The sequence below is a fragment of the Streptomyces anthophorae genome (assembly GCF_049310305.1).
Lineage (GTDB): Bacteria > Actinomycetota > Actinomycetes > Streptomycetales > Streptomycetaceae > Streptomyces.
The window spans coordinates 5,444,017-5,466,623 of sequence record NZ_JBLWQQ010000001.1 but is presented as its reverse complement, the minus strand read 5'-3'; the positions used below and the strand labels follow the sequence as shown (position 1 = coordinate 5,466,623).

At 68.2% G+C, this 22,607-nt stretch carries 15 protein-coding genes and 3 rRNA genes; 7 read left to right on the top strand and 11 right to left on the bottom strand.

Features of this window, described 5'->3' with window-relative positions; genetic code table 11:
- Positions 1-171: 171 nt before the first annotated feature.
- The 6 genes from hpf to mtnA all read right to left on the bottom strand — a co-directional run bounded on the left by hpf (position 172) and on the right by mtnA (position 8,029).
- Positions 172-867: a ribosome hibernation-promoting factor, HPF/YfiA family gene (gene hpf / locus ACNYS0_RS24925; protein WP_422476699.1), complete on the bottom strand. Its 696-nt coding sequence runs from the start codon at positions 865-867 to the stop codon at positions 172-174.
- A gap of 336 nt (positions 868-1,203) precedes the next feature.
- Positions 1,204-2,031: a ComF family protein gene (locus ACNYS0_RS24920; RefSeq protein WP_422476698.1), complete on the bottom strand. Its 828-nt coding sequence runs from the start codon at positions 2,029-2,031 to the stop codon at positions 1,204-1,206.
- A 127-nt stretch (positions 2,032-2,158) separates the two neighbouring features.
- Positions 2,159-4,012, bottom strand: coding sequence for an LpqB family beta-propeller domain-containing protein (locus ACNYS0_RS24915; protein WP_479685800.1), 1,854 nt, complete (start codon positions 4,010-4,012; stop codon positions 2,159-2,161).
- A complete protein-coding gene (gene mtrB / locus ACNYS0_RS24910) occupies positions 4,005-6,152 on the bottom strand; it encodes an MtrAB system histidine kinase MtrB (protein WP_422476697.1) in 2,148 nt (715 codons plus the stop codon). Before mtrB ends, ACNYS0_RS24915 begins: the two co-directional genes overlap by 8 nt.
- 1 nt (position 6,153) lies before the next feature.
- Positions 6,154-6,843, bottom strand: coding sequence for a two-component system response regulator MtrA (mtrA, locus tag ACNYS0_RS24905; protein ID WP_306324333.1), 690 nt, complete (start codon positions 6,841-6,843; stop codon positions 6,154-6,156).
- Positions 6,844-6,847: 4 nt separating this feature from the next.
- Positions 6,848-8,029, bottom strand: a complete 1,182-nt coding sequence (mtnA, locus tag ACNYS0_RS24900) for an S-methyl-5-thioribose-1-phosphate isomerase (protein WP_422476696.1) — start codon at positions 8,027-8,029, stop codon at positions 6,848-6,850.
- A 140-nt stretch (positions 8,030-8,169) separates the two neighbouring features.
- Between mtnA and ACNYS0_RS24895 the strand changes: the two genes are divergently transcribed.
- The 5 genes from ACNYS0_RS24895 (at position 8,170) to ACNYS0_RS24875 (ending at position 13,944) form a co-directional block, all read left to right on the top strand.
- Positions 8,170-9,531, top strand: coding sequence for a DUF7847 domain-containing protein (locus ACNYS0_RS24895; protein ID WP_422476695.1), 1,362 nt, complete (start codon positions 8,170-8,172; stop codon positions 9,529-9,531).
- Positions 9,532-9,535: 4 nt separating this feature from the next.
- Positions 9,536-10,225, top strand: a complete 690-nt coding sequence (locus ACNYS0_RS24890; protein WP_422476694.1) for a DUF4129 domain-containing protein — start codon at positions 9,536-9,538, stop codon at positions 10,223-10,225.
- Positions 10,226-10,443: 218 nt separating this feature from the next.
- A complete protein-coding gene (locus ACNYS0_RS24885; RefSeq protein WP_422482770.1) occupies positions 10,444-11,610 on the top strand; it encodes a DUF4350 domain-containing protein in 1,167 nt (388 codons plus the stop codon).
- A complete protein-coding gene (locus ACNYS0_RS24880) occupies positions 11,610-12,599 on the top strand; it encodes an AAA family ATPase (protein WP_422476693.1) in 990 nt (329 codons plus the stop codon). Before ACNYS0_RS24885 ends, ACNYS0_RS24880 begins: the two co-directional genes overlap by 1 nt.
- Positions 12,600-12,633: 34 nt before the next feature.
- A complete protein-coding gene (locus tag ACNYS0_RS24875) occupies positions 12,634-13,944 on the top strand; it encodes a DUF58 domain-containing protein (RefSeq protein ID WP_422476692.1) in 1,311 nt (436 codons plus the stop codon).
- Between the two features lie 85 nt (positions 13,945-14,029).
- Here ACNYS0_RS24875 and rrf read toward each other — a convergent pair.
- The 3 genes from rrf to ACNYS0_RS24860 all read right to left on the bottom strand — a co-directional run bounded on the left by rrf (position 14,030) and on the right by ACNYS0_RS24860 (position 19,196).
- Positions 14,030-14,146 (bottom strand): 5S ribosomal RNA (rrf, locus tag ACNYS0_RS24870).
- Positions 14,147-14,234: 88 nt separating this feature from the next.
- Positions 14,235-17,356: ribosomal RNA gene (locus tag ACNYS0_RS24865) — 23S ribosomal RNA — on the bottom strand.
- 314 nt (positions 17,357-17,670) lie between these two features.
- Positions 17,671-19,196 (bottom strand): 16S ribosomal RNA (locus ACNYS0_RS24860).
- Together the 16S, 23S and 5S rRNA genes form the textbook arrangement of a ribosomal RNA operon.
- A gap of 134 nt (positions 19,197-19,330) precedes the next feature.
- Between ACNYS0_RS24860 and ACNYS0_RS24855 the strand changes: the two genes are divergently transcribed.
- Positions 19,331-19,585: a hypothetical protein gene (locus ACNYS0_RS24855; RefSeq protein ID WP_422476691.1), complete on the top strand. Its 255-nt coding sequence runs from the start codon at positions 19,331-19,333 to the stop codon at positions 19,583-19,585.
- Between the two features lie 195 nt (positions 19,586-19,780).
- Here ACNYS0_RS24855 and ACNYS0_RS24850 read toward each other — a convergent pair whose 3' ends face one another.
- Entirely contained in the window at positions 19,781-20,788 is a 1,008-nt protein-coding gene (locus tag ACNYS0_RS24850) for a stage II sporulation protein M (protein WP_422476690.1), read from the bottom strand.
- A gap of 105 nt (positions 20,789-20,893) precedes the next feature.
- On the opposite strand from ACNYS0_RS24850, the gene ACNYS0_RS24845 reads away from it, so the two are divergent.
- On the top strand, positions 20,894-21,868 hold the full coding sequence (locus ACNYS0_RS24845; RefSeq protein ID WP_422476689.1) for an RDD family protein: 975 nt from the start codon (positions 20,894-20,896) through the stop codon (positions 21,866-21,868).
- Between the two features lie 13 nt (positions 21,869-21,881).
- On the opposite strand, the gene ACNYS0_RS24840 is transcribed toward ACNYS0_RS24845, so the two are convergent.
- Positions 21,882-22,496, bottom strand: a complete 615-nt coding sequence (locus ACNYS0_RS24840; protein WP_422476688.1) for a hypothetical protein — start codon at positions 22,494-22,496, stop codon at positions 21,882-21,884.
- Between the last annotated feature and the right edge of the window lie 111 nt (positions 22,497-22,607).

Below are 22,607 nucleotides of genomic sequence, written 5' to 3'. Positions count from 1 at the left end.
CTGTGCCGCGCCAACCCGAGGCACCAGCACGCCGGTTGACCCGGCACGGCCATGATTTCATGCCGCGGCCTCGGCGCGGTGGCCGTGCGGTGCACACGGGGGTCGCACAAGGGTGCCCCTGGGGGCGCACACGCACCCCAGGGGCACCCGATGAGTGGGTGTCAGTTGTCGTCAGCCGCCGATGGCGTCGCCCCCGTCGGCTCCCCTGACCTGGGAGACCATGGGGTCGGTGCTGAGGTGGATGACGCCGTAGTCGTAGGCGTGCCGCCGGTAGACGACGCTGGGTTCCTTCGTCTCGGAGTCGACGAACAGATAGAAGTCGTGCCCGACCAGCTCCATCTCGTAGAGCGCCTGGTCGAGCGTCATGGGTGCCGCCACGTGGGTCTTCTCACGGACGACGAGCGGGCCCTCGCCCTTGACCTCAAGCGAGCCCATCTTGGTGGTCGGTACGCCGTCGGGCTCGGCCTCCTCGGCCTTGGCGATCGTGCCGTCCCCGTTGAGCAGGGCGGCGTCCGGGACGTGCTCGGCGACCTCCGCCGCCGAGATCCGCTTCCCGCGCCGCGACGACCGCTTGTCGTGCTGCTTGCGCAGGCGCGCGTCGAGCTTGTCCGTGGCCAGGTCCAGTGCCGCGTACGGGTCGCTCGCGGCTGCCTCCGCCCTGATCACCGGGCCACGCGTACGCAGCGTGATCTCCACGCGCTCGCAGCGGTCCGCCTGCCGGGGGTTCGGCTCCTTGGACACCTCGACGTCGAGGCTGATCACCTTGCCGTCGAGCTTCTGGATCTTGTCCAGCTTCAGCTTCTCGGCCACGTGCTTACGGAACCGCTCTGGTACTTCGGTCTTGCGGCCCTTGACGACGATGTCCACGCAGAACTCCGTTCCCGGATAGCCCCGCTCCTTGGGCGGAGCATCTCCCTCTTGCACCAGACTCCGGCCACTTCCGGAGTCTCGGACTCGGTGACTTCCACCTCCTCCTCCCCCGTGGACAAGATCTACACCCCACCATCCCGGGTGATTGCGAAAATGCCTGTGCAATGTGCCTGACAGGGCAATCCAATGGTGAGGGGTGGCGGCCGCCTTTCCTGCCGAGTTCCTCACAACCGAACATATCTCGCCTGGACGGTTGTCGGCACCCTCTACTGGCACGTACCTCCAACCGAGCGAATGAACCCTGTCTCTACCTGCAACGATGCAGATTCCCTACTAGTTCCGGTTTATTTCGAAGGATTCCGGAGAAGCGGCCACTACGGCCGCCCGGAACGTGATCTCACTGATCGCGTTCGCCATTCCCGGACCCGCCTCGGGGCGGCCCCGCTCCGGCCTGCCATCCCTCTCGATCTTCCCGGAACCGGTCGCGGCCGCTATTGCGCGCGCCGCCTCCGCCAAAGAAGCCCCCGTCGTGATCAGGTCGTCGACCAGCACGATCCGGCCAATTCCGGTGAGCAGCCCGCTGCCACCGCCCGCCACCTCCAACGCACCCGTCACATTGACCAGCCGCTGCCGGCCGTCCAGGCCCGACTGATCGGCCACCGCACGCCGCTGCCGCAGCACCGCCAGCACCCGCGCCGCGACACCCGCACGGCGCAGCTCGGCCGCAGCCGCGTACGCGATCCGCCGCGTCGGATCGTGCCCGCGCGCCCGCACGGCCCGGGGTGCGGAGGGCACAGGGACAAGCGTCACGGGGCCCAGAGGGCCGCCAGGGGCCCGCTCACGCGCGCCGCCCCCACCTGCCCCGCCCTCCACGAGTCCGGCCCGCACAGCCCCGGCCAGCGCCACACCCAAGGGCCGGGCGAGACCGAGCGCGCCGCGCTCCTTGTGGGCGAGGAGCACGGCCCGCACCGCGTTCCGGTACGGGACGGCGCCGAACACGACCGGCAGCCCGGGCGGCGCAGGCCGCGGCCGCACCCGGCCCGGCCCGGCGCCGCGCAACGCCGCCGAGCACCGCGCGCACAGCGCCGTACGAGATCTGCCGCAGCCGGCGCACTCGGCCGGCAGCACCAGATCGGAGAGGTCCTGCCACCACCCCCGCATACCCACCACTGTGCCGATCCGCGGGCCGCCCCACCAGCCCTGTGGACAACGCCCTGTGGACAACTCGACGGTTGTGACCAGCGGTTGAGCTCGTGCGGGTGACACCCGGGCCGACGGGCCCCGCCGCCTACCCCGGATAGACCGGAGCCGTCCCGTCCTTCAGCACCGACTGCCACGCCGCCCCGGAGGGCAGCCGGACGATCCCGTCGTCGGAGTGCGCGAGCAGCGGCAACTCGTCGTTGTCCGACGCCGCGATCTCGCTGACCCTCGTGAGCCCCGGCAGCGCCTGCCCGGTCGGCGTCGACCCGTCGCTCAGCACGTACTGCATCTGCTGCAACCCGCCGGGCTCCCGGCCGACGACGACGAGCCGACTGTCGCCCGCCCACGACACGGCCGTGACCTCTTCCATCTGCGGCGCGGCCCTGCGCAGTTCGGTCACCGAGACCTCCGTGTCGCCGTTCGCGTCGGGATGCCGCTCGACGCGCCCGATCCACAGCGACGTGGTGTCCTTCTCGGACACGAGAAGCCCGATGCGCGCGCCGTCGGCGGACGCCTTCACCGTCTCGATGGTCGCGTCGTCGCCGAGCCCCTCGACCCGGACCTTCTGGACCTTGTCCGCCTGCCCCTGCCCGAACATCAGCAACCGCCGGTGCTTCGGATCACGGTCGGCCACCCACAGGTCGCCGTTCCCGTCCCAACTGGGCGTCGTGAAGCCGTTCTTCTCCGCCTTCGCGTGGCTGCGCGCGACCGGGTCCCCCAGCGAGGCGCCGGAGATGAGCGACGCCACGTACAGCGAGCGCCCGTCGTTCGAGATCCCCGCCGCGCGCTCCTGGTCGCGCGAGACGGCCACGGAGCGCAGCACCTGCTCGCCCTCGCCGAGCGGCCCCGGCACCCGCTCGGGCTTCTTGTCGGACCTGCTCTTGCCCGGCATCCGCACCAAACGGCCCTTGGCGTCGAGGAAGTACTGGTCCGGCACGCGCCCGGTGGAGCGCGGCGCCGCGAGCGCGTCCGCCCCGTCCTCGGTCATCGCGCACATGAACCGGCCGTCGGAACGCTTCAGTTCCACCTCGTTCACGCTCGACGACGACAGGTCCCGCAGCGAGAACAGCAGTTGGGCCGCCATCTCCTTGCACTTGGCCTGACCCGCCCTGCTGCCCGCCTCGTTCAACGGCACCGTCAGCTTGTTCGCGTCGTCCGGCGCCAGCGAGTCGGTGCCCTTCCTCAGCGCCGCGTGCGAGGGGAACGCCGTCCGCACCACCGGATTCAGCCAGCTCGTCGGCCCCTGCAACAGCTCCTTGACGGTCTCCGTCAAGGGATCCGTCCACTGCCGTACGAAGACGGGGTCCGCGACCAGCCGCCGCTGCCCGGACTCGCCGCCCGACGTCGAATCCACCGCGTAGTAGTACTTGTTGACGGAGCTGTAGATCCGCTGGAAGTCGGACTCGCCGAGCACGACCCCCTTCGGGAGGGAGTCGATCCGCCACTGCTTGCCCTTGGCGGTGTTCACCTGCGTCAGGTGCAGATTCCCCTCGTACGACGTGTCCCGCGGCTGGTAGGCCTGCCGCTGGTCGACCGTGGCGACCTGATGGCCGGTCAACTGGTAGGAACGGCCGTCGTTCCCCGAGTTCGGCCGGTCCGTCGGGCGCCTGCTGGGGCCCTCGTCGAGCACGACGGTGCGCTGCTCGGGCGACCAGTTCTTCGCGGCCTTCGGGGTGAGGTACTTGCGCGCCATCGTGTACGAGGGGTCGTCGCTGGTCAGCGCTTCGAGGAAGCCGTCGACGATGGCTGAGGGCCCCACATCGTCCTTCGGCGGCAGGGCGAAGACGCGCACCTGCGAGTCCGGCCGCTGCGAGGCCTCGACCGATTCGAGGCCTCCGTTGTCCGGCATCGACGCGCATCCGGCGAGCACGAGCGCGCCGCATCCGGCCAGCATTCCGGCCCTCATCCCGCGCCGCTGCCGCGGCACTCGCTGCTCATCCACGACTGCCGTCGCTCCCCTCGCCACGCGACGTCGCCGCCGTCCGCCCCGTACGCGCCTGTGCGGGCTCCGCCGACGCGTCGTCCGTCCCGCCCGCCGCGTCCGGCCGCTCGTCCCGCTGCCCGTGGCCCTCCCGGTCACCGCGCTCCGCGGCGTCCTCGGCCTGCCGCGGCCCGCTCGCCACCTCGCCACGCGCCACCACGCGCGCGCCGCTGCCGGGCAGCGCCGTGGGATCCGCGGACACCGCCGCCTGCGCGTGGCGCGGGGCGATCGGCGTCCGGGCCGCCACGGGCGGCGCCTGGGCCGGCACCGTCGCGAGCTTCTTGTCGTCCGCGCCCGGCAGCCCGGCGTCACCGAGCCCCCGGTTGCGCCGCGAGTCCTCCGGCTCCAGCGGTATCGGTGAACCGCGCAGCGCCTCGTCCACGGTCCTCGGCAACGTCAGCCGGAACTGCGAACCGCCACCCGGCTCGCCCCACGCCTGCAGCCAGCCTCCGTGCAGCCGCGCGTCCTCCAGGGCGATCGACAGGCCGAGCCCCGTTCCCCCCGTGGTACGCGCGCGTGCCGGGTCGGCCCGCCAGAAGCGACTGAACACGCGGGTCGCCTCGCCGGGCTTGAGCCCCACTCCGTAGTCGCGCACCGCCACTGCGACCGCGCCGCCCGCCGCCGCGAGCCGCACCACGACGTCCCGGCCGTCGCCGTGCTCCACGGCGTTCACCACCAGGTTGCGCAGCACCCGCTCCACACGCCGCGCGTCGGCCTCGGCGACCACCGGCTGGTCGTCGCCGACGACCAGGATGTGCGAGCCCTTGCGCTCCGCGAGCGGCTCGGCTCCGCCCACCACGCGCCGTACGACCTCCCGCAGGTCTATCGGCTCGGCCTCGAGGGCGGCCGCGCCGGCATCGAACCGGCTGATCTCCAGCAGGTCGGCAAGGAGCGACTCGAACCGGTCCAGCTGGTCGGCGAGCAGCTCCGCGGACCGCGCCGTCACCGGATCGAAGTCGACACGCGCCTCATGGATGACATCGGCGGCCATCCGTACCGTCGTCAGCGGCGTACGCAGCTCATGGCTCACGTCCGACACGAACCGCCGCTGCATCCGCGACAGATCCTCCAACTGCTGGATCTTCAGATACAGGTTCTGCGCCATCTTGTTGAAGGCCTCGCCCAGGCGCGCGATGTCGTCCTCGCCGGTGACCTTCATCCGCTCCTGGAGGCGGCCCGCGGAGAGCCGCTCGGCGACTCCTGCCGCCATCCGCACCGGCGTGACGACCTGCCGCACGACGAGCCAGGCGATGGCACCCAGCAGCACCACCACGAAGAGCCCCGCCGTCGCGAGGGTTCCCTTGACCAGGCCGAGGGACTTCTCCTCCTGCGTCAGCGGGAAGAGGTAGTACAGCTGGTAGGCGTGCCCCTGAGGGTCGTTGAGCCGCTTTCCGACGACGAGGCCCGGCTGCGGGTCCTCACCACCGTCGTAGACGATCTTCGTGTACTGCTGCGAGGCACCGGCGATCCGGTCGACCTGCGCGCGCAGGTCGTCGGGCACGCTGCGGTTCGGATCCACCAGGCCAGAGCCACGCGGCGCCAGCCCGTTACCGCTGTCGGCGTCGCTCGACCCCAGGATCACCACGTCGAACGCGCCCTTGCCACCACTGGCGAGTTGCGTGACGAGTTCGCTCATCCAGTTGTTGGGCGTCAGCGTCGTGCGGCTGTCGCCGGACGCGCCGTCCCGCACGCCCGCCGCCGCGGAGTCCGCCCTGTCCTTGGCCGCGCGGAAGCCGCCCTCGGCCTGGCTCTGCGAGGCCTTCGCCTTGGCGTCGAGCAGTCCGTTGCGCACCGAGCCGATGACGACGATGCCGAGCAGCAGCACGACACCGAGCGACATCAGCAGCGTCGTGACGACGACCTTCAGCTGAATGTTCCGCCGCCACAGCCGCATCGCGGGCAGCAGCGGACGCCGCACCCAGCGCGCGAAGAGGCGCAGCACGGGGCTGCCCTGCATCCCGCCCTGGAGCAGCAGGCTCCTGTCGACGGCCCGGCGCAGCCGTGAGCCACGGGCGGCGGCAGGTCCCACCGCGGGTCCCACAGGCCGCTCCGGGCGGGACCCCGGGGCCCCGGGCGCCGAAGCGGCACTGTTTCGGGACACGTCAGCTCGGTCCTGCCTTGTAACCGACGCCTCGGACGGTCACCACGATCTCCGGCCGCTCCGGGTCCTTCTCGACCTTGGAACGCAGCCGCTGCACATGCACATTGACCAGGCGCGTGTCCGCCGCGTGCCGGTAGCCCCAGACCTGCTCGAGGAGCACCTCACGCGTGAACACCTGCCAGGGCTTGCGCGCGAGCGCGACCAGCAGATCGAACTCCAACGGCGTCAGCGCGATCGGCTGCCCGTCCCGCTTCACCGAATGACCCGCCACATCGATGACCAGGTCACCGATGGCGAGCTGCTCCGGCGCGGGCTCCTCCGACCTCCGCAGCCGCGCCCTGATGCGGGCGACCAGCTCCTTCGGCTTGAACGGCTTGACGATGTAGTCGTCGGCCCCCGATTCGAGGCCCACCACCACATCGACGGTGTCGCTCTTCGCCGTGAGCATCACGATCGGTACCCCGGACTCCGCCCTGATCAGGCGGCACACCTCGATTCCGTCCCGGCCCGGCAGCATCAGATCGAGCAGCACCAGATCGGGCTTGGTCTCACGGAAAGCAGCCAGCGCCTTGTCGCCGTCAGCTACGAACGACGGCTCAAAACCTTCACCACGCAGCACAATGCCGAGCATCTCGGCCAGTGCGGTGTCGTCGTCGACGACAAGGACTCGTCCCTTCATGGACCACATCATCCCATTAGCTCATCGAAACCTGAGGTGACCTGGCACACAGCTCACTCAGGCCCTCACCTGTCACGGGCGAAACAACGCCCCACTCCGTGACGATCGCCGTCACCAAATCCGGAGGCGTCACATCGAACGCGGGGTTGTACGCCTGCGTCCCCAGTGGTGCCACCGGAATCCCGCCACCTGCCTCCACTCCGGCCAGCGGCGCCCGGGGCGCCGTGACCTCCGTCACCTCATGCCCGGCCCGCTGCTCCACCTCGATGGAAGCACCATCCGCGGTCTCCGGGTCGATCGTCGTCACCGGCGCGACCACGATGAACGGCACGTGGTGATAACGCGCCAGCACCGCGAGCGGATAGCTCCCCACCTTGTTGGCCACCGAACCGTCGGCCGCGATCCGGTCCGCACCGATCAGCACGGCATCCACCTCGCCCGCCGCGAACAGCGATCCCGCCGCGCTGTCCGTGAGCAATGTGTACGCCATCCCGTTGCGCGCGGCCTCGTAGGCGGTCAGCCGGGCCCCCTGCAACAGCGGGCGCGTCTCGTCCACCCACAGCCGGCGCAGCCGTCCCGCCCGATGCGCGGCGAGCGCGACCGCGAAGGCCGTGCCCTCGCCGCCGGACACCAGCGCCCCGGTGTTGCAGTGCGTCAGGATGCGGTGATTGCCCCCGGGCACCAGCTCGTCCAGGAGCCGCAGGCCGTGTCCGGCCATCCTGGTGCTGGCCTCGGCGTCCTCCGCGTGCAGCGCCCGCGCCGAGGAGAGCGCCGCCTCGGTGGCCCGCTCCCGCGCCCTGTCGCCCGCCTCGCTCCCGAGCGCGGACCGGTACGCCTCCTGCGCCCTGCGCACCCCGTACGCCAGATTGACCGCGGTGGGCCGCGCGTCGGCCAGTGCCTCCGCCGCCTCCTCGACGTCGAAGCCGCGGGCAGCCGCGAGCGCCACCCCGTACGCCCCCGCGATCCCGAGCAGCGGCGCACCGCGCACGGCCAGGGAACGGATCGCCTGCACCAGTGCCTGCGGATCCGTGCACACCAGCTCGACCTCTTCGGCGGGCAGCCGCGTCTGGTCGAGCAGCACCAGAACGGGCCCCTCCGCCGGCTCCTCCCACCGGATCGCCGGGATGTCGACGGCCTCGGGCCGGATGCCGCCGATGGGCCGTATGTCCTCGCCGGATTGCGCGTACTGATCAGCCATCCGCCCAGTCTGCCCCGTACCGACCCGACAATTGAAGGCATCCAGCCCTCCCGGGGCCAGGTCATCCGGCGCCCGCCCCATGGCACGATGGCAGCCAACCTGCTGCCGCGACCGCGGACGGGCACTTTGAAGGAGCGACGATGAACGACACTCCGGGCTGGGCATCGCCCGGATCTGCCCCCTCCGACGGCCCGGACGGCGACCGCAAGGACGGCCCCGACCGGAACAGCGGCGCCCAGGGCAGCGGTCCGCAGGACACGCCCCCGCAGGACGCCGCGGGCCAGGGCCCGAAGTGGTCCAAGGAGCAGCCGCCACCCGCCCAGTGGTCCGCGCCCTCCGGCCCCGCCCAGACTCCTCCCGCGCCCCCGCCGGCTCCCGGCCAGGGCTGGGGCGGTCAAGGCTGGGGCGGTCAAGGCTGGGGCGGCCAGGGCGGCGGCGGTGGCTACGGTCAGGGGCCGGGCGGCCCCGGCGGCGGCTACCCCGGCTGGGGCGGCGGCTGGCAGGGCAAGCCCCAGGCGGCCAAGCCCGGCGTCATCCCGCTGCGCCCGCTCGGCGTCGGCGAGATCCTCGACGGCGCGGTGTCGACGATGCGGACCTACTGGCGCACCGTCCTCGGCATCTCGCTGACCGTCGCCGTGGTCACCCAGCTCCTGGCGGTCCTCCTCCAGGGCTTCGTCCTCAACGACGCGGCGACCACCACGGCCCTCGACAACCCCGACGCCACCCCGCGCGAGATCTTCAGTGCCCTGGGCTCGCTCCTGATCGGCTCCGCGCTCGTCGCCGTCGTCACACTGCTCGGCACGATCGTCGCGACGGCCCTGCTGACGACGGTCACCAGCCGCGCCGTGCTCGGCCGGCCCGTCACCATAGGAGAGGCCTGGCGCGACGCCCGGCCGCAGATCCTCAGGCTGCTCGGCCTGACGCTGCTGCTCCCGCTGATCGCCGCCGCCATCATGCTCGTGAGCGTCGCGCCCGGCATCCTGGTCGGCGCGCTCGGCTCGAGCGAGGGCGGTATCGCGCTCGGGGTCGTCGGCGGCCTCGCCGGTCTCGTCGTGACGATCTGGCTGATGGTCCGCCTGTCGCTGGCGTCGCCCGCGCTGATGCTGGAGAAGCAGACGGTCCGCAAGGCCATGGGCCGCTCCACCAAGCTCGTCCGCGGCTCCTGGTGGCGAGTCTTCGGCATCACGATCCTGGCGTCCCTGATCGCCGCGATCGTCTCGGAGATCATCCTCTTCCCGTTCACCGCCATCGCCGGGGCGGTCAGCGGAGACGGCTTCTCCAGCCTCCTGGACAGCGGCGGGAACTTCGGCTGGGCCTTCCTCATCATCACGGGCATCGGCTCGGTCGTCGGCTCCACCATCACCTTCCCGATCACGGCCGGCGTCACCGTGCTGCTCTACATCGACCAGCGCATCCGCCGCGAGGCCCTCGACCTCGAACTCGCCCGCGCCGCGGGCCTGCACGACTACGGGTCCGCCTCCGGCGCCACTCCGGGGAGCTGATGGCGTGAGCGCACTTGGGGGAGTGCTCCACACGACGATCTCGTCGGTCCTCACCGGCGGCGACGAGCCGCCGGTGAGGATCCCGCGCGACCCCGCGCGGGAAGCTGCGAAACGCGAGCTGTCCAAGCCCGCGTACCACCAGGACGACCCGAACTGGTTCATGCGCGCCCTGAACAAGTTCTGGGACTGGATCGACGAGCTCTTCTCCGCCGCGTCCGGCGCCGCCCCCGGCGGCACCGTCGGCCTGCTCGTGATCCTGCTCGCCGTCGTCGCCGTGGCCGCCGCCCTGTGGTGGCGCCTCGGCACGCCGCGCCGCTCCCCCACCTCCGCGCCCCCTCTCTTCGACGCCCGCCCGCGCAGCGCCGCCGAACACCGCTCGGCCGCCGCGGCGCACGCCGCCCAGGGCCACTGGAACCAGGCAGTCCAGGAACGGATGCGCGCCCTCGTCCGCTCCCTGGAGGAACGCGCCCTCCTCGACCCCCGCCCCGGCCGCACCGCCGACGAGGCCGCCGCAGAAGCGGCCCGCCCGCTGCCCCAGCACGCGGACCGCCTCCGCGCGGCCGCCCGCGACTTCGACGACATCGCGTACGGCGGCCGCACCGCGACCCCGGAGACGTACGAACGGCTGTCCACCCTGGACTCCGAGGTGGAACGCACCACCCCCGACCTCGCCGCCGCGGGAGCCGCCCGGTGACCGAACCGACCGACCCCGGCACCCCGAACCCGGCGCGCGCCCAGGGCGACCCGACATCCGACCTGTCGCACCCGACGCAGCCCACCGCGCACCCCGGCGGCCGCCCGCTCGATCAGCCCGCCCCCACCCCGGCCGCCCACCCGCGGTCCACGACGACCACGCTCGCCCCGCCACCACCACCCGACGCCGGCCCGGACGGCCCCGGCGACGCCACCTCCATCACGCCCACCGCCCGCCAGATCTGGACCCGCACCCGCGGCATCGCCCTGGCGCTGGCCTTCCTCCTGGTCGCGGCCATGGTCATCGCGGTCGCCCGCTCCGGTGACCAGCACGGCGCCCTCGATCCGCGCTCGGCCGACCAGCGCGGCAGCCGCGCCGTCGCCGAACTCCTCGCCGACCGGGGCGTCGACACGCGCGTGGTCACCACGACCGCCGAGGCCCGCGCGGCGGCGGGCCCCGACACGACCCTCCTGGTCGCCGCGCCCGACCGGCTCACGGCCCGTCAGCAGTCCCGACTCCAGGACGCCGCCGCCGGCTCCGGGGGCCGCACGGTCCTCGTCGCCCCCGGCACCTCGGCGGTCGAGGCCCTGGCCCCGGGCGTCACCGCCGACCCCGAGCCCGCCGCCGACAAGCCCCTCGCGCCCGGCTGCGCGCTCCCCGAGGCCCGCCGCGCCGGCCCCGCCAACACCGGCGGCCACCGCTACGGCACGACGCTCACCGGCGCCGACTCCTGCTACCCGAGCCACGGCTCCCCCACGCTCCTGCGCCTGCCGTCCCCCTCCGGCGAAGGCGACACGATCGTCCTGGGTTCCCCCGACATCGTCGTCAACGACACCCTCGACGAGCAGGGCAACGCCTCGCTCGCCCTCCAACTCCTCGGCTCGCGCCCTCATCTCGTCTGGTACCTCCCCTCCCTCTCCGACGACTCGGCGGCGGACGGCGCACAGAACGACCGCAGCTTCGTCGACCTGATCCCCAAGGGCTGGCTCTGGGGCACACTTCAGCTCTTCATCGCGGCAGCACTGGCCGCACTGTGGCGCGCACGCCGCCTGGGCCCCCTGGTCCAGGAGCGCCTGCCCGTCGCGATCCGCGCCTCCGAAACCGTCGAAGGCCGCGCCCGCCTCTACCGCAAGGCGAACGCCCGCGACCGCGCCGCCACAGCCCTGCGTATCTCCACCCGCACCCGACTGGCCCCCCTCATCGGCGTCCCCGTCTCCCAGGCCCACTCGCCCGAGACCTTCCTCCCGGCCCTGGCACGCCAACTCCCCACGCCCGCCCGGGACCCGCACGCCCTCCTCTTCGGCCCGCCACCCGCGACCGACGCAGCACTCATCGCACTCGCCGACCACCTCGACGCCCTCGAAAGTGAGGTACGGAACCCATGATGGACCCGACCACTGACAACGCCGGGCCCACAACGGATCCCCGCAGCTCAAGGGCGTCCTTGGAGGCCTTGCGCACGGAGATCGCCAAGGCCGTGGTCGGCCAGGACCCCACCGTCACGGGCCTGGTCGTGGCCCTGCTCTGCCGCGGCCACGTCCTGCTCGAGGGCGTGCCCGGCGTCGCCAAGACCCTCCTCGTACGCGCCCTCGCCGCGTCCCTCGAACTCGACACGAAGCGCGTCCAGTTCACCCCCGACCTGATGCCCAGCGACGTCACGGGCTCCCTGGTCTACGACACCAACACCGCCCGCTTCTCCTTCCAGCCGGGCCCGGTCTTCACCAACCTCGTCCTCGCCGACGAGATCAACCGCACCCCGCCCAAGACCCAGTCCTCCCTGCTCGAAGCGATGGAGGAACGCCAGGTCACGGTGGACGGCACGGCCCGCCAACTCCCCGACCCCTTCATGGTGATCGCGACCCAGAACCCGGTCGAGTACGAGGGCACCTACCCCCTCCCCGAGGCCCAACTGGACCGCTTCCTGCTCAAGTTGAACGTCCCCCTGCCCTCCCGGCAGGACGAGATCGACGTCCTGACCCGCCACGCCTCCGGCTTCAACCCCCGCGACCTCAAGGCGGCGGGCATCAGCCCGGTGGCCACGGCAGCCGACCTCGAAACGGCCCGCACCGCGGTCGCCAAGACGACGGTCTCCCCCGAAATCACCGCCTACGTGGTCGACATCTGCCGTGCGACCCGCGAATCCCCTTCGCTCACCCTCGGCGTCTCCCCGCGAGGAGCCACGGCCCTCCTCGCCACGGCCCGCGCCTGGGCCTGGCTGACCGGCCGCGACTACGTCACCCCCGACGACGTCAAAGCCTTGGCCCTGCCCACCCTCCGCCACCGCATCCAACTGCGCCCTGAGGCCGAGATGGAAGGCGTGACCGCAGACTCGGTCATCAACGCGATCCTCACCCACGTCCCCGTCCCCCGCTGACCGACCTACAACGGAGACGGAGGACGACACAACAATGGCTCTGACCGGACGTACGGCCCTTCTCGCGGCCCTGGGTTCCCTCCCCATCGGCATCTGGGAGCCCAGCTGGACCGGCATCCTGGCCGTCAACACGCCACTGGCCCTCGCCTGCGCCTGCGACTTCGCCCTGGCCGCCCCCGTACGCCGCCTGCGCCTGACCCGCTCGGGCGACACTTCCGTACGCCTCGGAGACCCGGCCGACGTCACCCTCACGATCACGAACCCCTCGCGCCGCCCGCTGCGCGCGAAGATCCGTGACGCCTGGCCCCCGAGCAGCTGGCGGCCCGGCATGGAGTACGACTCGTCCCGCCACCGCGTGCACGTCCCCGCAGGCGAAAGGCGCCGCGTCACCACGCGCTTGCAGCCCACCCGCCGCGGCGACCGCACGGCGGACCGCGTCACGGTCAGCTCCCAGGGCCCCCTCGGCCTCTTCACGCGCCAAGGCACACACAGGGTCCCCTGGACGGTCCGCGTACTCCCGCCCTTCCACAGCCGCAAGCACCTCCCCTCCAAACTGGCCCGCCTCCGCGAACTCGACGGCCGCACCAGCGTGTTGACCCGAGGCGAGGGCACAGAATTCGACAGCCTCCGCGAGTACGTTCCCGGAGACGACACCCGCTCCATCGACTGGCGCGCAACGGCCCGCCACTCCTCGGTGGCCGTCCGCACCTGGCGCCCGGAACGCGACCGCCACATCCTCCTGGTCCTCGACACCGGCCGAACCTCCGCCGGCCGAGTCGGCGACGCCCCGCGCCTCGACGCCTCCATGGACGCCGCGCTCCTCCTGGGCGCCCTGGCATCCCGAGCCGGCGACCGCGTGGACCTGCTGGCCTACGACCGCCGTACCCGTGCGCTCGTCCAGGGCCGCACCGCAGGCGACGTCCTCCCGGCCCTGGTCAACGCCATGGCCCCGCTGGAACCAGAACTCATCGAAACGGACGCCCGCGGCCTCACGGCAACAGCCCTGCACACAGCGCACCGCCGTTCCCTCATCGTCCTTCTCACGTCCTTGGACGCGGCCCCCATCGAAGAGGGCCTTCTCCCCGTACTCGCACGCCTCACGAAGCGCCACACGGTCGTCGTCGCATCAGTGGCCGACCCCAAAATCGAATCGATGGCATCGGCACGGGGCACAACAGAAGCCATCTACGAAGCCGCCTCGGCAGCCCAGGCAAAGGCCGAACGCCTGCGCACAGCCGAACAACTCACCCGCCACGGAGTCACCGTCGTGGACGCCACCCCGTCCGAACTGGCCCCAGCTCTCGCGGACGCCTACCTGGCCCTGAAATCCGCCGGCCGCCTTTGAGGAAACCCCTGAGGAAAGGGGTGTGGCGTGCCCCTAAACGCAGAAAAGCCCCGTGCCATTGGCACGGGGCTTTTCTCTAAAATTAGTTCGGCGGCGTCCTACTCTCCCACAGGGTCCCCCCTGCAGTACCATCGGCGCTGTGAGGCTTAGCTTCCGGGTTCGGAATGTAACCGGGCGTTTCCCTCACGCTATGACCACCGAAACACTATGAAACTGTCAACCGGAGCCGTGGCACATGGCTACGACGGTTGTTCGTGGTTTCAGAACCAACACAGTGGACGCGAGCAACTGAGGACAAGCCCTCGGCCTATTAGTACCAGTCACCTCCACACCTTGCGGTGCTTCCAGATCTGGCCTATCAACCCAGTCGTCTACTGGGAGCCTTAACCCCTCGAGGGGGTGGGAATACTCATCTCGAAGCAGGCTTCCCGCTTAGATGCTTTCAGCGGTTATCCTTTCCGAACGTAGCCAACCAGCCATGCCCTTGGCAGGACAACTGGCACACCAGAGGTTCGTCCGTCCCGGTCCTCTCGTACTAGGGACAGCCCTTCTCAATATTCCTACGCGCACAGAGGATAGGGACCGAACTGTCTCACGACGTTCTAAACCCAGCTCGCGTACCGCTTTAATGGGCGAACAGCCCAACCCTTGGGACCGACTCCAGCCCCAGGATGCGACGAGCCGACATCGAGGTGCCAAACCATCCCGTCGATATGGACTCTTGGGGAAGATCAGCCTGTTATCCCCGGGGTACCTTTTATCCGTTGAGCGACGGCGCTTCCACAAGCCACCGCCGGATCACTAGTCCCGACTTTCGTCCCTGCTCGACCCGTCGGTCTCACAGTCAAGCTCCCTTGTGCACTTACACTCAACACCTGATTACCAACCAGGCTGAGGGAACCTTTGGGCGCCTCCGTTACCCTTTGGGAGGCAACCGCCCCAGTTAAACTACCCATCAGACACTGTCCCTGATCCGGATCACGGACCCAGGTTAGACATCCAGCACGACCAGAGTGGTATTTCAACGACGACTCCACAACCACTGGCGTGGCCGCTTCACAGTCTCCCACCTATCCTACACAAGCCGAACCGAACACCAATATCAAACTGTAGTAAAGGTCCCGGGGTCTTTCCGTCCTTCTGCGCGAAACGAGCATCTTTACTCGTAGTGCAATTTCACCGGGCCTATGGTTGAGACAGTCGAGAAGTCGTTACGCCATTCGTGCAGGTCGGAACTTACCCGACAAGGAATTTCGCTACCTTAGGATGGTTATAGTTACCACCGCCGTTTACTGGCGCTTAAGTTCTCAGCTTCGCCACACCGAAATGTGACTAACCGGTCCCCTTAACGTTCCAGCACCGGGCAGGCGTCAGTCCGTATACATCGCCTTACGGCTTCGCACGGACCTGTGTTTTTAGTAAACAGTCGCTTCTCGCTGGTCTCTGCGGCCACCCCCAGCTCAGAGTGCAAGACTCATCACCAGGAATGGCCCCCCTTCTCCCGAAGTTACGGGGGCATTTTGCCGAGTTCCTTAACCATAGTTCACCCGAACGCCTCGGTATTCTCTACCTGACCACCTGAGTCGGTTTAGGGTACGGGCCGCCATGAAACTCGCTAGAGGCTTTTCTCGACAGCATAGGATCATCCACTTCACCACAATCGGCTCGGCATCAGGTCTCAGCCTCGTGTGCGACGGATTTACCTACCGCACGGCCTACACCCTTACCCCGGGACTACCATCGCCCGGGCTGGACTACCTTCCTGCGTCACCCCATCGCTCACCTACTACCAGCTTGGGCCGGCGGCTCCACCACTTTCCATTCCCCGAAGGGTCCGGAACGGCTTCACGGCCTTAGCATCACTGGATTCGATGTCTTTCGCGTCACAGCGGGTACCGGAATATCAACCGGTTATCCATCGACTACGCCTGTCGGCCTCGCCTTAGGTCCCGACTTACCCTGGGCAGATCAGCTTGACCCAGGAACCCTTAGTCAATCGGCGCACACGTTTCTCACGTGTGTATCGCTACTCATGCCTGCATTCTCACTCGTGAACCGTCCACAACTACCTTCCGGTGCTGCTTCACCCGGCACACGACGCTCCCCTACCCATCCATACAGGCGTTGGCCCTGTTGTATGAATGACACGACTTCGGCGGTACGCTTGAGCCCCGCTACATTGTCGGCGCGGAATCACTTGACCAGTGAGCTATTACGCACTCTTTCAAGGGTGGCTGCTTCTAAGCCAACCTCCTGGTTGTCTCTGCGACTCCACATCCTTTCCCACTTAGCGTACGCTTAGGGGCCTTAGTCGATGCTCTGGGCTGTTTCCCTCTCGACCATGGAGCTTATCCCCCACAGTCTCACTGCCGTGCTCTCACTTACCGGCATTCGGAGTTTGGCTAAGGTCAGTAACCCGGTAGGGCCCATCGCCTATCCAGTGCTCTACCTCCGGCAAGAAACACACGACGCTGCACCTAAATGCATTTCGGGGAGAACCAGCTATCACGGAGTTTGATTGGCCTTTCACCCCTAACCACAGGTCATCCCCCAGGTTTTCAACCCTGGTGGGTTCGGTCCTCCACGAAGTCTTACCTCCGCTTCAACCTGCCCATGGCTAGATCACTCCGCTTCGGGTCTTGAGCGCGCTACTATGTCGCCCTGTTCGGACTCGCTTTCGCTACGGCTTCCCCACACGGGTTAACCTCGCAACACACCGCAAACTCGCAGGCTCATTCTTCAAAAGGCACGCAGTCACGACGCATCGAGTAAACTCAATGCGCGACGCTCCCACGGCTTGTAGGCACACGGTTTCAGGTACTATTTCACTCCGCTCCCGCGGTACTTTTCACCATTCCCTCACGGTACTATCCGCTATCGGTCACCAGGGAATATTTAGGCTTAACGGGTGGTCCCGCCAGATTCACACAGGATTTCTCGGGCCCCGTGCTACTTGGGTGTCTCTCAAACGAGCCGCTAACGTTTCGACTACGGGGGTCTTACCCTCTACGCCGGACCTTTCGCATGTCCTTCGTCTACATCAACGGTTTCTTACTCGTCTCACGGCCGGCAGACCGTAAAAGAGAGATCCCACAACCCCGCACACGCAACCCCTGCCGGGTCTCACACGTATACGGTTTGGCCTCATCCGGTTTCGCTCGCCACTACTCCCGGAATCACGGTTGTTTTCTCTTCCTGCGGGTACTGAGATGTTTCACTTCCCCGCGTTCCCTCCACACTGCCTATATATTCAGCAGCGGGTGACAGCCCATGACGACTGCCGGGTTTCCCCATTCGGAAACCCCCGGATCAAAGCCTGGTTGACGACTCCCCGGGGACTATCGTGGCCTCCCACGTCCTTCATCGGTTCCTGGTGCCAAGGCATCCACCGTGCGCCCTTAAAAACTTGGCCACAGATGCTCGCGTCCACTGTGCAGTTCTCAAACAACGACCAACCACCCATCACCCCAAACCTTCCGGTTCGAGTGCACTGGGGCCGGCACTGAAGGCGACCATCACGGCCGTACCTTCAGACACCCAACAGCGTGCCCGACACTCTCGCTGCTTCCCTCAACGTTCCACGCTCCGAAGAGCAGTACTGGAAGGAGAAGACAGTCAAGTGTGCCGAATAATCAACGTTCCACCCATGAGCAACCACCGTCGAACGTGTGCCGACGTAATGGCCCTGGACCACCAAACAAGTTTGGCGGCCTAGATGCTCCTTAGAAAGGAGGTGATCCAGCCGCACCTTCCGGTACGGCTACCTTGTTACGACTTCGTCCCAATCGCCAGTCCCACCTTCGACAGCTCCCTCCCACAAGGGGTTGGGCCACCGGCTTCGGGTGTTACCGACTTTCGTGACGTGACGGGCGGTGTGTACAAGGCCCGGGAACGTATTCACCGCAGCAATGCTGATCTGCGATTACTAGCAACTCCAACTTCATGGGGTCGAGTTGCAGACCCCAATCCGAACTGAGACCGACTTTTTGAGATTCGCTCCACCTTGCGGTATCGCAGCTCATTGTATCGGCCATTGTAGCACGTGTGCAGCCCAAGACATAAGGGGCATGATGACTTGACGTCGTCCCCACCTTCCTCCGAGTTGACCCCGGCGGTCTCCTGTGAGTCCCCATCACCCCGAAGGGCATGCTGGCAACACAGAACAAGGGTTGCGCTCGTTGCGGGACTTAACCCAACATCTCACGACACGAGCTGACGACAGCCATGCACCACCTGTACACCGACCACAAGGGGGCGCCTGTCTCCAGACGTTTCCGGTGTATGTCAAGCCTTGGTAAGGTTCTTCGCGTTGCGTCGAATTAAGCCACATGCTCCGCTGCTTGTGCGGGCCCCCGTCAATTCCTTTGAGTTTTAGCCTTGCGGCCGTACTCCCCAGGCGGGGCACTTAATGCGTTAGCTGCGGCGCGGACAACGTGGAATGTTGCCCACACCTAGTGCCCACCGTTTACGGCGTGGACTACCAGGGTATCTAATCCTGTTCGCTCCCCACGCTTTCGCTCCTCAGCGTCAGTAATGGCCCAGAGATCCGCCTTCGCCACCGGTGTTCCTCCTGATATCTGCGCATTTCACCGCTACACCAGGAATTCCGATCTCCCCTACCACACTCTAGCTAGCCCGTATCGACTGCAGACTCGGGGTTAAGCCCCGAGCTTTCACAATCGACGTGACAAGCCGCCTACGAGCTCTTTACGCCCAATAATTCCGGACAACGCTTGCGCCCTACGTATTACCGCGGCTGCTGGCACGTAGTTAGCCGGCGCTTCTTCTGCAGGTACCGTCACTTGCGCTTCTTCCCTGCTGAAAGAGGTTTACAACCCGAAGGCCGTCATCCCTCACGCGGCGTCGCTGCATCAGGCTTTCGCCCATTGTGCAATATTCCCCACTGCTGCCTCCCGTAGGAGTCTGGGCCGTGTCTCAGTCCCAGTGTGGCCGGTCGCCCTCTCAGGCCGGCTACCCGTCGTCGCCTTGGTGAGCCATTACCTCACCAACAAGCTGATAGGCCGCGGGCTCATCCTTCACCGCCGGAGCTTTTAACCCCCATCCAGGAGAATGGGAGTGTTATCCGGTATTAGACCTCGTTTCCAAGGCTTGTCCCAGAGTGAAGGGCAGATTGCCCACGTGTTACTCACCCGTTCGCCACTAATCCACCCCGAAGGGCTTCATCGTTCGACTTGCATGTGTTAAGCACGCCGCCAGCGTTCGTCCTGAGCCAGGATCAAACTCTCCGTGAATGCTTCCCCGTAATCGGGGTGACACCACGAGAGCGGAACGGCCGGAGGAATAATCCGGCCGTTCACAGCGTCCTCGCTGTGCGCCTACCAGCCAATGACCGGCAGGACTTTTCAAAGGAACCTCGTCCCAGCGGATGCTGGAGACGGGGTATCAACAAATTTTGGCGTTGATTTTTGGCACGCTGTTGAGTTCTCAAGGAACGGACGCTTCCTTTGTACTCACCCTCTCGGGCTTTCCTCCGGGCGCTTCCCTTCGGTATTTCGTGTTTCCAACTCTACCAGATCCGTTTTCCGTTCCGTTTCCGGTTCGGATTTCATTTCCGGTGGCCGTTGGAGGGCCTTTGCCTTTCGGCGGTGCCGACTTTATCAGAAGTTTTGGGCCGGTCTGACCGGCTCAGGGTTTCCGATTAATCGGGAGAGGCTTCTCGAAGAATTGAATTTCGTGAAGCGCGCTAGATGCTAGCCGTTGCAGCCGAACCTGTCGAGTTCGGGGCAACTGTTCGAATCTACCTCCCCGGTCTGTCCGTGTCAACGGTCTTTCCGGGGCGAAGAGGAGACTAGCAGGTCAGCGGTGCACACGCACATCAGGCCGCCGTGGGCAGAAGCGCGCTGCGCTCGTCCGCGTCCACGTCGCCCGTCTCGCCCTCACGTGCCGCTCGGCCGCCGAGGACATAGACGTACGCCAGGAAGGCCACTTCAGCCGCGATGCCGATGCCGATGCGGGCCCAGGTCGGCAGGCCGGAGGGGGTGACGAAGCCTTCGATGGCGCCGGAGATGAAGAGGACAAGGGCCAGGCCGATGGCCATGCCGAGGGCCGCGCGGGCCTCTTCGGCGAGGGCCGTTCTGCGGGAACGGGGGCCCGGGTCGATCACCGTCCATCCGAGGCGGAGGCCGGTCCCGGCGGCTACGAAGACCGCGGTCAGTTCGAGCAGGCCGTGCGGGAGGATCAGTCCCAGGAAGGTGTCGAGGCGGCCGACGGAGGCCATCAGGCCGATACCCACACCTACGTTGAGCATGTTCTGGAAGAGGATCCACAGGACCGGAAGGCCCAGGAAGACGCCCAGGACGAGGCACATGGCGGCGGCCTGGGCGTTGTTCGTCCAGACCTGGGCGGCGAACGACGCGGCCGGGTGGCTCGAGTAGTACGTCTCGTACTGGCCTCCGGGGCGGGTCATCTCGCGGAGCTCCGAGGGGGCCGCGATGGAGGCCTGGACGTCGGGGTGGGTGCCGATCCACCAGCCGATCAGGGCGGCTATCGCAGTCGAGAGCAGCGCGGTGGGCACCCACCAATGGCGCGCTCTGTAGACCGCTGCCGGGAAACCGTGGGTCAAGAAGCGCGTTACGTCGCGCCATGAAGCGCGGCGGGTGCCCGTCACGGCACTACGCGCGCGTGCCACGAGTTGGGTGAGGCGGCCGATCACCCGGGGGTCCGGTGCGCTGGACTGGATGAGCGAGAGGTGGGTGGCGGTGCGCTGGTACAGCGTCACCAGTTCGTCCGCCTCCGTGCCGGTGAGACGGCGTCGGCGGCGCAGCAGAGCGTCCAGTCGGTCCCACTCGGCCCGGTGGGCGGACACGAAGACGTCGAGGTCCATCCGGTCTGCTGCTCCTCGCTTTCCGGCACCTGTACGGCGCGATGGTCCTTCAGCTTGGCAGACTGGCGGTTCCTGCGGCAGTTCGTTGAAGGGTGGGTGGCCGGCGTGAGTGAGCTGGTGACGGGTGAGGCGGTGGCGCTGGAGCTGCGGCCCGCGAAGTTGCCGAGTCGGGCGCTTGCCGTGCTCATCGACCTGGCGGTGGCGTTCGCCGTCTACATCGCGGTGACCATGGCGTTCGCGGCTGCGACCGCCTCGCTCGACGACGCCGCGGTCGCGGCCGTCGCTGTGGCGACTTTTTTGTTGGTCCTTGTCGGGATCCCGATCGCCGTGGAGACGCTGAGCCATGGGCGGTCGCTGGGGAAGCTCGCGTGCGGGCTGCGCGTGGTGCGGGACGACGGCGGGCCGATCCGGTTCCGGCATGCGCTGGTGCGGGGAGCCGTGGGGGTCGTGGAGATCATCATGACCTTTGGCGTCGTGGCCTGCATCGCTTCGCTCGTGTCCGCACGGGGCCGTCGGGTCGGGGACGTGTTCGCCGGGACCCTCGTCGTACGGGAAAGGGTGCCCACCGGGCAGATGGCGTTCGTGCCGGCTCCCCCGCCGTGGCTGGTGGGGAGGTTCGCCGAGCTGGACCTGTCGGCCGTGCCGGAGGGGTTGTGGCTCGCGGTGCGGCAGTACCTGACGCGGATGGGGCAGTTGGATCCGCAGGTGGGGTGGGGGATGGCCGAGCGGCTCGCGGGTGAGCTCGCCGCGCACACGGGGGCGCCGGTGCCGAGTGACATGCAGCCCGCCGCGTTCCTCGCGGCCGTGACGCACGAGAGGCAGTCGCGGGAGGCCCGCCGTGCGTTCGGGGCGAATGCCGCCGCGGGTGGTCAAGCGGCTCCGCCTGTGGCTGGTGCCGCTCCCGGGCCGTACGGCGGCTATGTGCAGGCCGCGGGGCCCGTGCCACCGGCGGCTCCGCTCGCGCCTCCCGTTCCTCCGGCTCCCGTTTCACCTGCTCCCGCGCCTGGGCCGGTCGACAACCCCTCGGCCGGGTCCGGTAGTTCGGACGGGCCGGCCACCGGGTTCGTACCGCCTGCCTGAGCCCGCGGCGGCGTCAGCGGAACGCCGACGGTGGGTTCTCCAGGTCCTCCAGCTCGATGCCGGGGGCCGCGAGGACCACGTCGCCGCTGATGTGGACCGTCTGCTGCTCCCCCGTGTCCAGGGCTGTGACCTGGTATTCGTCCACGGTCAGAGGCCCGCTGTCAGTGGCGTGTGCTTCGCTGTTCAGCAGGGTCCAGGACTGGTCCACCGTGAGTGGCGCGAGGACTGGATCCGTCAGGGTGACGAGGCGGACGCGGGTCGGAGGGGAAGCGGGGGTGAGAGCGAGCAGGCGTGCGGTGGCGATGAGGAACGCGGGGGATGTTCCCGTGAACGCGTGCGCGGGGGCGTTTCCTTCGGTGGCGTGAGTGCCCGTGGGGTCGGTGCGGACCCATGTGACGCCGTCAATGGCGGCACCTCTCACCTGCCAGCTCGCCGCGTTCAGTTCGAGGCGGATGGGGCGGCCGAGTTCGTCGAGGGCGAGGTCGATCGAGCCGGCGTGGTCGCCGGAGGGGGTGGTCCGTTGCGCTACATAGCGCCAGCCGGAGGGGCCGGGCGCGCACTGGAAGTGCTCTTCGCCGAGGGGGGTGTGATCGTGCAGATCGTGGAGCGAATAACGGCCGCGGGGCATGGCGTTCGTGGGGTCCTCTGTCTGGCCTGGTGACGGCCGCCGTCGCGTACGAGGCGGGCGGACGTCGAAGGGCGTGTCCACCGTAGCCAGCGGTGTGCGCGGACACGGGAC

Excerpts from the sequence above, each read along its gene's own strand:
- ACNYS0_RS24895 (WP_422476695.1), top strand. The coding sequence starts at position 8,170 with ATGAACGACACTCCGGGCTGGGCATCGCCCGGATCTGCCCCCTCCGAC.
- ACNYS0_RS24840 (WP_422476688.1), bottom strand. The coding sequence starts at position 22,496 with ATGCCCCGCGGCCGTTATTCGCTCCACGATCTGCACGATCACACCCCC.
- mtrA (WP_306324333.1), bottom strand. The coding sequence starts at position 6,843 with ATGATGTGGTCCATGAAGGGACGAGTCCTTGTCGTCGACGACGACACC.
- ACNYS0_RS24855 (WP_422476691.1), top strand. The coding sequence starts at position 19,331 with ATGCTGGAGACGGGGTATCAACAAATTTTGGCGTTGATTTTTGGCACG.
- mtnA (WP_422476696.1), bottom strand. The coding sequence starts at position 8,029 with ATGGCTGATCAGTACGCGCAATCCGGCGAGGACATACGGCCCATCGGC.
- ACNYS0_RS24850 (WP_422476690.1), bottom strand. The coding sequence starts at position 20,788 with ATGGACCTCGACGTCTTCGTGTCCGCCCACCGGGCCGAGTGGGACCGA.
- ACNYS0_RS24920 (WP_422476698.1), bottom strand. The coding sequence starts at position 2,031 with ATGCGGGGGTGGTGGCAGGACCTCTCCGATCTGGTGCTGCCGGCCGAG.
- ACNYS0_RS24875 (WP_422476692.1), top strand. The coding sequence starts at position 12,634 with ATGGCTCTGACCGGACGTACGGCCCTTCTCGCGGCCCTGGGTTCCCTC.
- ACNYS0_RS24880 (WP_422476693.1), top strand. The coding sequence starts at position 11,610 with ATGGACCCGACCACTGACAACGCCGGGCCCACAACGGATCCCCGCAGC.